Raw genomic sequence first — 11,081 nt, forward strand, 5'->3', positions numbered from 1 at the left:
TGCGGTCTTCCTCGCGCTGCCTTGGCATAGCCCGCAAGCGGTCTCTGCTCTCGGTACGCTGCTCGGTTCTTGGTCACCCAAGAAAGAAAGTGCCCCCGCGGCATGAGCGGTGAAGCGAAAACAAAGTGCCCGCCCGGCATGAGGGCTGCCAAAAAGTTTTTTATAAAAAAAGTCCCACGGGCTCGAGGCGATGAAAAAGTAAGGGCCCCGAGGCCTGAGCAGCAAAGAAAAATGTCATTCCGCGAAACGGGCGGCTCCGCACAGTGGGGGAATCCGGTTCGGCAGTGATCTCCCGATGACGCCCCGGAGCCACCCCGGGCGGAGGGGCGCAACGTTCGCTACGCTTACTTGTGCCTCCGCTGGCTCCGGGGCGTACTCGTACTTCGGAACCATACTTGTCTCAAGTGTTGGTGAAAATCCGGTTCGCAGAACCGGGCGGGCCGCAGCCTCCCCCTGCGGAGGCCCGGTGCCGCTCGGCACTCGATCCGGGCTGTAACTACCCCCAACCCCGCAGGCTGCGAACCCGTTTTATTAACCGTACGGTTGATTTCAATGATCTTCCCATGTCAGGCCGGAACCCCCGGCTGCGGAGACCTGGTGTCGCCGGGCACACCGACCGGGTTGTAATTACCCTAAACGGCCCCGCTGGCTCCGGCCTCAAAAGGGCAGTTCCAGCCCGGCTCGAGTGCCGAGCGGCACCGGGCCGGACGCCGCCCCACAGGAAGCCCGATCCGATTCCCGTAAAAAAGCACGGTCGGAAAGAAAAATTTCTTTCCGACCATGCCATCGATCAGTAGTGTAAAAACCGACCTTACAACGAATTGAGCAGCGACCGCAACCGGATCAGCATCTCCTCCGGCTGCATCTGCGACTTCGCCAGCCCTTCCGGCGTAAAGAGGGCCACCGTTTCATCCAGCTCTTCGAGCTTGTCGTCAGCCCCCTCGGCCTTGAACACCTCGCGCAGGATACGGATTTTCTCCGCATCCTGAATCCCCTCGATCAGCCGCTCGAAACGGATGCTGCTCCGATCGCCCGGATAGACGATGTAACAATCTCCCGCAGCCCACGTGCGGAACCGCGAATCCCGCAGCGGATCATCCGTCCAGCTGTTATACGTCCAACGCAGCAGCCCGTCGTAATCTCCCGCCACGGCATGCACCGGCAGCCAAGCCGCCTCCGCCGGAGGCGAAAAGGTAAAGGTATTCGGAAAAGCCTCGGTACAGCAGACGTACACCGTACTGACCCGCCCCCCGGCCTTCCGTTCCGCCCTGACCGCCTCCGGAAACCGGTGCGTATACGGAATGCTCAGGTCGTACAAATCCCCCTGAATCTCATCGTGGTAATTGCCCGCCAGCGTGATCTTGAACTCCGGATCAGCCTCGCGGATCAGCTTGATCGCCTCCTGCATCGACCTCATCGGGCGTTCGTCCATCGAAATGGCCGCCCGGTCGAACCACCCCCTCTCGCGCAGGTGGCGCGAGAAATCCTTGAGGAACGGCAGCCAGTAGCCCGTGTAGACCGAGTCGCCCGGCGCAGCGTCTACGAACAAAACGCGGCCCGTCGCCTGGTCGAAGTAATCGAAGCTCAAAGCCCACGGAATCATCGTGTAGCAGTCGATCTGCGCGTCGATCCCCACGTCGTTCAGCATGAAATCCACCCACTTGTCGAACACCGTGTAGTCATAAGTCCACGAGCCGTCTATTTTCTTCGTTTTGGCGATCATGCTGTCGAAGAAATCCTCGGTCTGCCCCGCCCACGGTTTGTGCATGATCGTGGCCGTCACCACCTTCTGCCCGGCATCCCTGAGCCGCTTCATCAGCGGACGCATGGCATCGAAATGCGCCTTGCTCCACAGCGGCACCCGGCAGTAGCGCGCCACCGCATACGGATTCTGCCACAGGTCGAGGTGGAACTTCCACTCCTCCGGCTTCGGCAAAGTGCGATCCACTACATCGACCTGCATAGCGAGCTTCATCGGCTTGAGGTTCTTGCCGGACACGGTAATCACCCCCTTGTATAATCCCGGTTGCGCCTCCCGCGGCACCCAGATGTTCACCCACACCGGTTGCGCCGAACAAGGCTGCAAATCCCGAACGCTCACCGTGTCGATCACATCGGCCACCACCGACGAATCCCAGTCGGAAGCCTTCGGCCGATGGCCGCAGCCCCCCTTGCCGTCCTTGTTCAGCTCGTCGGTCATCACGTAGCGCACGAAATTGGCAGAAACCTTCCCGGCAGGTATGATCGCCCCGCCGCGGCTGCGCAAGTCGCTGACAGTCACCGTCACATCCTCCAAAGCAATCTGGCTCCACAGCACGGCCTGCCCGTTAATCCGCTCGCCGCGCCAAGCCTTCGCACGCCACACAGCCGACGTCAAGTCCACCGCCTTCGGCACATCCAGCTTCTTATAGCGGGTGTCGGTATTTCCCCACGCCAGTTCCACCGGCTTTTTCATCCGCGACCACACCTCCGCCCCGTCATGGGGTTTGGTGTCGGTCAGCTCGGTATAATCCCCGAGCGGATATTTTCCGGCCGAAACCGGAGCGGCTGTCTGTGCCGAGGTGTATAAAGACCCGCTTAAAAGCAAGGCGCAAAGAATAAGCGTCTGTCTCATCAATATGTCAGGTTAGTTCAGGCTGATCTCGTCGATAAAGACGAACGCCGGGCTTCCCGCCCCCGGATGCCAGGCAGGCATACCGTGTTCCGGACGAACCACGACCTTGACATATCGCGCCGTCACCGGCTCGAACGTCAGTGCATGTTCATAGACCCCGTCGCGATCCGCCGCCGTCATCACCGGATAGTCCGCCTCGGCCACCGGCCGGAACGTCTCGCCGTCGTCCGAAACCGACACCCCGAGATAGCGCGCATCGAACACCCAATCCCCCTTCACCACACACGTCTCGATCTGCGCCCGCGACACCTCCGTCGGTCGGAGCAAGTCGATCACTGCCTCCATGTCGTTCTGCCAGAACGCGATCCACCGCCCCGTCTTGTAATTCCCGTTGCCTTTGAGGCCGTCCACCAGCGTCCCCGCCCCCGCATACTCGTACTGCTTGTTGATCGGCTGCAGCATCGCGATCGGCTTCATGCTCGCCTTGTTGAAAGCGATCTCTTCCGTGAAGACCCGGCTGTTTCCGTTCGGCCGCACCACCACCGCTTTCAGCGTGCACGGTTCGGCGATCTTCACCGTATCCGTGTACCGCGGCGAGTCAGCCGTCGGTTCGCTGCCGTCCGTCGTGTAGTGGATCGGCGCCCCGTCGATCGCCTTCATCGCCACATCCAACACCCCCTCCGAAGCGTTCGGCACGAACGAGACATTCACATCGAACACATGCGTCGCATAGTTATACCCCAGCAAGTCGTAAATCCGCACCAATTGCGGCAGCCGCGCCAGAAACCGTTCGTAATTCTTCAGGCTCGGATCGGTCCACTGGATTTCGGCCAGCGCCGCCAGACGAGGCAATGCCATGTATTCCACCTGCCGGAAATTCGGCATGTACTCCGTCCAAATGTTCGCCTGCACGCCGATAATGTACTTCGCCTCCTCCGGCGACAAGCGCGGCGACACCGGTTCGTAGTTGTAGACCATTTCGACCGGCACATAGCCTCCGATCGCGATCGGTTCGTTCTCCACGTCCTTGCTCTGGTAGTAGTCGAAATAGAGGTAGGTCGTCGGGGTCATGATCGCCTGATGCTTCTGCCGCGCCGCTTCGATCCCCCCTTCCACACCGCGCCAGCTCATCACCGTGGCGTTCGGCGCCAAGCCCCCCTCGAGCGTCTCGTCCCAGCCGATGATCTGCCGTCTGCGGGCATTCAGGAACTTTTCGGCGTGGTTGATGACGAAGCTCTGCAAGTACTCCTCCGCAGTATGTTTCGCGTCGTCCTTGAGGCCTAAAGCCCGGATCCGCGCCTGGCACTTCGGGCAAGCCTCCCACCGCACTTTCGGACACTCGTCGCCCCCCACATGAATGTATTCGCTCGGGAAAATGTCGATAATTTCCGCCAGTACCTCGTCGATGAATTGCAGCGTCGCGTCGTTCCCCGCGCACAGCACATCTTCCGACACGCCCCACTGCCCCCACACCTCGTACGGCCCGCCGGTACAGCCCAGTTCCGGATAAGCGGTCAGCGCGGCCAGCATATGGCCCGGCAGGTCGATCTCCGGGATCACCGTAATGTGCCGGTCGGCGGCATAGGCCACGATCTCCCGGGCCTCGTCCTGCGTGTAGAACCCGCCGTAAGGAATACTGTCGTACCGGCCGCTGTTGTGTCCGATGACGGTCGCCTTGCGCTGCGAACCGACCGCGGTCAGCTCCGGCCGCCCTTTGATTTCGATCCGCCACCCCTGGTCATCCGTCAGGTGCCAGTGGAACCGGTTGATGTTGTGCAAAGCTAAGATGTCGATAAACCGCTTCACGGAATCGACGCCGATGAAATGGCGGCTCACATCGAGATGCGTCCCGCGGTAAGCGAACCGGGGCCGGTCGTCGACTTCGACAGCCGGCAGCGCGACTGTTCCGCCGGTCTTCACCGTAATCGGCAGCGACTTGCGCAAGGTCTGTATCCCGTAGAAAACGCCCGCTTCCGAAGCGCCGGCGATCCGCACCCCGTCGGCATTCACGGTGAGGCGGTAGGCTTCCGGATTTTCGGCCTCGAGCCCCAGCTCCAGCACGATATTCCCCTTGCCATCCGCAGCGCTCTCCGCCGCCGTGGGGAGCTCCAGACCGGTCATCTGGCCGATGTATTCGGCCAGAAACGCCGCGTTTTTCTGCATTTTTTCGTTCCCTTCGGGATAGAGAATCTTCACGCCCTCGTCGAGGCGGAAGTCGGCACCCTCCACCGCCGTAATCTGCTGCGGCAGCGGAATGACCTGATAATCGGCTTTCTGAACGGTTCCGGACGAGCAGGAGACGAGGGCTCCGGCCACAATCGCCGTCCCCAACAATCGATGGATAGGATTCATTCGGTAAGAGTATTTGAGGTTAGTAATTCGCAACGACTGCAAGCGGGGTTCCGGCAAAGAGGCACCCCGTTAAAATACAAAGCTAACGATTCTTAGCGAGAATACGCACCCTTCCCGGCAATAAACAGCCGCCCCCGCTTTCTATCTGCCGCCCCAGCGCGGCGAGAAGCCGATGAAAAAGCCGTAGCTGCGCCCGGCCATCGGTCGCGAAAGCACCGATTCGTACTCCTCGTCGAACAGATTATCGACCGTCGCTTTAACGGAGAGCTCCGCCCAGCGGAACGAGAACCGTTTCTCCAACGAGACGTCGTTCATGAAATACGGCGCCAGCACCCCCAACCTCGCGGTCGTTTCGTTGCTCGAGGTGGTGTAGCGTTCGCTGTAGTAGTTCCATCGGTAGAGCAGCGTCCACGACCGCCACGTGAGCCGCCCCGCCGCTGCCGCGGAATAGACCGGAATGTAGACCAATTGTTTGCCGATCGACTCGTCGGCCCAGTTCTGCGGGTCGCCGTGGTTGACCGAATGGGTGACGGCGAAGTTGCCGTCGATCCCGAGGCGCCAGCCCCGCCCTAAATCCGCCGCTAAACGGGCCTTCGCCTCCAATCCGTAGGCATGCACTTTCCGGACATTGACCGGCGACCAGAATCCTTTGAAAGTAGGCAGCCAGGCGATCCAGTCGTCGATCCACGAATTGTAGACCGTCGCCTCGCCCCGGAAACCCACGCGGTGCCGTTCCAACCGCAGGTCGCCCACGGTGAACTCGACCCCCGCATCGTATGTCCAGCCCCGCTCGCTGCGGAGCGAATCGTTGCCGCCCGGCATGAAATAGAGGTCGTTGAGGGTCGGATAGCGGTAGTTCCGGGCGGCGGAGGCTTTCAGCATCACGTTCCCTTTCCGCGACAGGAGAAAATCGGCGAAAAGGGCGGGGATCAGCGGCGTGGTGCGTCGGCCCCACAGCTCTTCGCGCAGGTCGAGCCCCACGCCGAACCGCTCCGTCGGCCGGTACTTGACGCCCGCGAAACCCGACAGCTCGAGCCGGGCTTCGTCGTAGCCCACCGCCGCCTGTCCGCCCGCCGGGGTGTTCACCGTGCGGTCGGAGCTCCGCACGAAATGCTGGGCGGCGGTTATCTTGCCCGTAAAAAGCCACTTTTTCCCCAAGTAATAGTCGGCGCTAAATTCGCCGTACACGGTATTCACGTAGCTCTGCGAACGGATCATCTCCACTAACGGCTCGCCGCCGCCCGGATCGCCCCAATACCGGTATCGCATGTCGGTGTAGGTATATCCCGCGCGGGCGCTCAGCTTCAGTTTTTCCCGGAGCCGATCCCATGTCGCCACGGCCCGGAGCGTCCGTTCGTCCTGCCGGTTCCGGCTGCGGTTGTCGGTCTTGTAATCGACGTTCAGCATCGGGATGCCGCGCCGCGAGGCGAGATACCATACCGACAGCCCCCACCGGCTGCCGTTGCCGGTGTCGTAAAACAAGTCCTGGACGACGTGGAAATCCCGGTATTCGCCGTTCCGGTTGCGCTCCACGGGGTAATGGAAACCGGTAATCTGCCCCTGTCCGTCCGTTTCGTAGACCTTTTTCCGGTAATTCGTGTACTTGAAATCGTTGTCGGACGAGGCCCAGTAGAGACGCGTGGAGGTCCGCCACTTCCGCCCTCCCCCTGTCAGGCGCAGAAATTCGTCGTAGGTGTCGAAACTGCCGATCCCCTGGATGTAACGCAACCCGAAACCCTCTTCCTGCACCGGCCGGGTGCCTAAGAATACGGCGCCGCCGAGCCCGCCTCCCGTCACGCCCACCGAGCTGGCGCCGAGGTAGAGGCCGGCGTCGTCGATCAGATACGAGGGGATCAGCGAGAAATCGACCATGCCGAGCATCGGCGAGTTGAGTTTCATCCCGTTCCACGTCACTTGGGTGTGCGAGGGCGCGGTGCCGCGCACCGATGCGGTGGCCAGCGATCCGCGGCCGTAGGATTTGATGAAGACGGAGGTGCTCTGCGACAGCACGTCGGCCAGCGAACGGGCGATGTTTTCGCGCAGGACAGTCGTGTCGAGCGGGGTTTTCTGGGCTCCGATGTCACGCAGGGCGCGCTGCGCCCGCACGGTCACCGGATCGGTGCGGAGCGTGCGCTCCTGTGCGGGGACGGCAAGGGGGAGAAACAACAGAACAAGTAGAGCCAGCCTGCGTCCGCAGCCCGCGGAGACCGGATAATCGTGCCGCGGGAGCGACCTGTTGCGGGCCTCCGCTGCCGGGGGCTGCGGCCCGGCCGCTGGCGCAGGAATCGGTTGGGGCGGCTGTCGAAAAAGGCTGTACGTACCCCGAAACCCCTCCGCCGCCGGCTCCCGGGACTTCTGGTTTGCGGGTCGTCGCCCGATTTTATGTCTGTTCAGCATCCCCATCCCCTACTTGAAACAAAACGCCCCCGGCACGATCCCCACCCGGAAAGTGTCGACGGCTGCGCCTTGCGGCGTGAAACGGTAAACGACCCCCGGCTGTACGTAGTCGATCGCGTCGGCCACGTAAATCTCCGAGGAGCGCGGATCGACCCCCAGTCCGTAATAGATTGTCCCGCCATAGGGAATGAATGCCGCCGCCGGCAGCGCCTCCGCCTCCACCGGCATCCGCCACACTCCCCGGTCGAGGAAATAAAGGGTGTCGCCGGCGCCGTTCAGCGACAGCTCCGACGGCAGGGCGCCCATCGGCAGGTCGAACCGCCGCTCGATCCGCAAAGTTTCCGCGTCGATCCGCCACAAGGCGGGGGCTTCGTGCCCGTATGGGCTCCCCTCGTACCCGCCGTCGGTGACGGCCCATAACTTGCCGTAGCGGTCTATCGCGAGCGAGTTGGGCTGGATCCCGACTGTGACCGAATCGACCACTTCGTCCCGCCGGACATCGATCGCCAGTATCTTGTTGTCGTACGACCAGCAGTTGGTGAAAACCGTGTCGCCCCGTTGCACCATCCGTTCGGCCGATTTGTGGCCGGGGAGCGGGATATGGCCTGTAATTTCGAGCGTCCGCGGATCGAACACCGTGATGCGGGAATCGTACAGGTCGGTGACATAGGCTTTGGTGTCGCTCACGAAATGGACATAGCGCGGCGACACCAGCCCCGTCAGGGTGCCGACCACGCGAAAAGTATCGGTGTCGATCGCGAAAATGACGCCGGAATTGTTGATGACGAGGTACCCTCGGCTGTCGTGAAGGGCCATCGACTGGGCCACGTCGCCCAATGCGATGCCGTTGGCGCGCGAAAAAATATCGTTCTGCACCCGCTTTTTGCTCGGGATATAGTAGGAGAGGGTGGCGTTGCCGTACATGAAGTTGCCTTCGCACAGGACGAACACGCCGTCGCCGGCGGGCGAAGAGCCGCTGAAGTCTTCTTCGTCCATCGGGCCGTAGTCCATGCACGAGCCGAACCCGAGCAGAAGAAACAGGCCGATCGAAATCCGCCGCAGGGCAGCGGATCGCAGAGAGCTGCCCGCCGGCCTTGCACCTGAAAGTAGGGGCCGCTTCGGGAGGTGAATGCGGGCTGAGTATGCGGCCGTATTTCCGGAGTGTTTTCTCATCGGTTCGTGTTGCGAAACCGAACGGACTGCCGCAGGAAAAGGAAAAAACACAACGCGGAAACGAAGCGGATGTTCCGGTGGGGTTCGAGCCTATTCGCCGTAGGTCGCCGATCGGGGAAAGGGGGTTGGGCGAAGGCAGGTCTTCTGACTTGTTCCGGCACCCGGCGCCTTCCCGGCCCGCAGGGGGCCAGTGGCAAAGAAAGCCGGGTGCGGAGGCTTCCCGAAAAGAAGGGGGGAAGCCGGAACTTACAGCAGCGGGAACTGTCCGGGATTCTCACCCGGTTCCCTTTTCATCCGGGACCCGAAGCGGAATGTGATTCCGCGGGCCGCATTCGGAACCGTCGCAGGAGCAAATGTAATATTTTTCAGGCGGAATCCCCAAATTTCGGGTTCGACCGAGCCGGCGACGGCGGATACATCCGGACGAAGGTCTCGCTTAAACCGCTCTCCTCGCTGCGAAAAATCCGTCAGAATCCGAATCCGACGCCGACCGTCCACCCGTCGGCCGTTCCGCTCTCCCGGAACCAGTCGCGTGTCCAGCCGCCGCGGACGAACAGCGCCCGTTCGTTTCCGACCCGGCAATCGACTTGCAACTCTATCCGGACACGGGTGAAGCTGTCTGTCAGATACCGGTAATCGTCCCGCAGCGACCGGATGCGCGATGTGCTGAAGTCGGCTCCGGGCAAAGAGAGGATGCCTTTTATTTTCCCCGAACGGGAGGCCCCGGCCTCGGCCCGCAGCATCCACCGCCGCCAGGTCCGCATCACTGTCCCGTCCACGCCGGCCTGCCAGCGCGAGAACGACATCTCCCGCCGGGCCGGCGCATATTCGGACTGGAAATCGAGGTACGAAACCGACGGCTCCACCCACCAGACTGTGCGTGCTGCGGGCAGGCTGCCCACGAAACCCGACAGGGTCCCGTTCGCGATCCGGCTGGTGTACGCTTCGTTGCTGCCTATCTGCGGATAGATGTTGCCGGCCGGGTCGCCGAAGATGTGTTCCGTGCCGGTGCGGTGCCGGTAACAAGCCCCGGCTGTCGCGCCCCAGGCCAGTTCCGTTTCCGAGGCAGTATACGAAAGCTGGACGTTCGCTGCATGATCGTCTGCCGATACTAACGGCAGGTTGTTCATTCCGGTCATCTCTTTGCGGAAGGTGAAATAGTCGTAGGCTGCGGAAACCGAGAAACCGTTGCGCGATGCCGGAAAAAAATCGATCGATCCGCCGGCTCCCCATCCCGAATAGTACGCATCGGTCTGCACGCCCGCGAACCGTACGTAATCCATGCCAAGGCCGGTGAGGTGATAGATGGTGGCCTGGTTCATTTCGTTGTAGAAGTCGATGTCGCCTCGCTGTCCGTATTTACGTCCGCGCACGGCCAACGCGATTTGATAATCCGCACCTGCGCTCCGGGCGGCGGCCAGCGATCCTTGCAGGTCGGAAACTACGTTCCGGGGCCGGGGGTCGATTTCGCGGTATTCGAGCATGGCCCGGTAAGCGAGCTGGGCCGCCCACGTCCACTGGCCGACGGTATGGGCGTATCCGCCCGAGAACCGGTAGGTTTCCGATGTCAGGCTCCCGCCCGCCGAATCGGCGGTCAGATAGGGGTAGAGCCACTCGATGTCGGCTGTTTCGCTCCACTGCACATTGCGGCGGGTGCCGTTCGAGTAGCCTGCTTCGCCGAAAGCGCTCCCTCTCGCACCGGTGGGCACGAATGACCGGGCGGCGAAACCGAATCCACCGTATCCGTTACCTTGCTGCGACAAGGCTGCATCTCCTCGACGGGTGTCTTCGTAACTGACCGAAAGTTCGGAGAGTGGGTAGTCCTGCCGGAACCGCATAGCGGCCGGATTCCGTAAAATCGCGGCGGGCAATGCCTGTGCGGGCGATGCGTCGAGCATGATCCGGCGGAAGAGCGGCAGGCTGTCGACTGGCTGTGCCGCTGTGTCGGTGATAATCGGCAAATAAAGGGCGCACAGGAAATAAGATCGGAAATAGCTCACGGTTCGAAATGTTTTAACTCGGTATGTGCTTCGTGTGCACCGGGAAACAGTGTAGTCTTTTGGTCGCCTCGAGCCGGGTGCCGCTCGGCACTCGAGCCGCAGCCGTTGGCTGTTTTATTGGCCGCCTCTATCCCAAAGCCCCGCTGGCTCCGGCCGTTTCTCTGTCGGAAGCCAAATAAACCGCGATCCAACGGGTCGCGCGAGTCGCCGCCACCCCACGCGGCGCGAGCAACTTCGGCGGAGCTCGTTGCTCTCTCCGCTGGCGGCGACCCGGTACGATTCAGAATCATTCTTTACTCACGCGCTGGCAGAAATCCGGTTCGGAGAACAGGGCGAGCTTCGCTCATGCCGCGGGGGCACTTTTCTTAGCCGTCTCGAGCCGGCAGGGCTTTTTCTTCATTGCCCTCCTGCCGGGCGGGCACTTTTTTCACTTCACCGCTCATGCCGCAGAGGCTTTTTTCTTTGATAATTGCCTCGGGCCGGTGGGCGTTCCCTCGCCGGGGGTAGAGTTTTTTCTTCTCCTCCCGCTCAGGCCGCGGGGGGCC

Annotated in this window: 6 protein-coding genes and 1 riboswitch; all 6 genes read right to left on the reverse strand. The window is 61.8% G+C overall.

What is annotated here, in order from left to right:
• Positions 1-811: 811 nt before the first annotated feature.
• Positions 812-2,614, reverse strand: a complete 1,803-nt coding sequence (locus Q0Z93_RS07700) for a glycoside hydrolase domain-containing protein (RefSeq protein WP_298064339.1) — start codon at positions 2,612-2,614, stop codon at positions 812-814.
• Positions 2,615-2,626: 12 nt separating this feature from the next.
• Positions 2,627-4,966 (reverse strand): glycoside hydrolase family 20 protein, encoded by a 2,340-nt coding sequence (locus Q0Z93_RS07705; protein ID WP_298064341.1) that lies wholly within the window; start codon positions 4,964-4,966, stop codon positions 2,627-2,629.
• A gap of 141 nt (positions 4,967-5,107) precedes the next feature.
• Positions 5,108-7,132, reverse strand: a complete 2,025-nt coding sequence (locus tag Q0Z93_RS07710) for a TonB-dependent receptor (RefSeq protein ID WP_298064343.1) — start codon at positions 7,130-7,132, stop codon at positions 5,108-5,110.
• A 240-nt stretch (positions 7,133-7,372) separates the two neighbouring features.
• Positions 7,373-8,374: a DUF5074 domain-containing protein gene (locus tag Q0Z93_RS07715; protein ID WP_298064344.1), complete on the reverse strand. Its 1,002-nt coding sequence runs from the start codon at positions 8,372-8,374 to the stop codon at positions 7,373-7,375.
• Between the two features lie 278 nt (positions 8,375-8,652).
• A riboswitch (cobalamin riboswitch) is annotated at positions 8,653-8,894 on the reverse strand.
• Positions 8,895-9,003: 109 nt separating this feature from the next.
• A complete protein-coding gene (locus tag Q0Z93_RS07720; protein ID WP_298064345.1) occupies positions 9,004-10,536 on the reverse strand; it encodes a DUF6850 family outer membrane beta-barrel protein in 1,533 nt (510 codons plus the stop codon).
• 365 nt (positions 10,537-10,901) lie between these two features.
• Positions 10,902-11,081 (reverse strand): hypothetical protein (locus Q0Z93_RS07725; RefSeq protein ID WP_298064346.1); only part of this gene is annotated, 180 nt, incomplete at its 5' end.

It is taken from the genome of uncultured Rikenella sp. (genome assembly GCF_947628055.1).
GTDB lineage: Bacteria > Bacteroidota > Bacteroidia > Bacteroidales > Rikenellaceae > Rikenella.

Excerpts from the sequence above, each read along its gene's own strand:
- Q0Z93_RS07700 (WP_298064339.1), bottom strand. The coding sequence starts at position 2,614 with ATGAGACAGACGCTTATTCTTTGCGCCTTGCTTTTAAGCGGGTCTTTA.
- Q0Z93_RS07705 (WP_298064341.1), bottom strand. The coding sequence starts at position 4,966 with ATGAATCCTATCCATCGATTGTTGGGGACGGCGATTGTGGCCGGAGCC.
- Q0Z93_RS07715 (WP_298064344.1), bottom strand. The coding sequence starts at position 8,374 with ATGGACTACGGCCCGATGGACGAAGAAGACTTCAGCGGCTCTTCGCCC.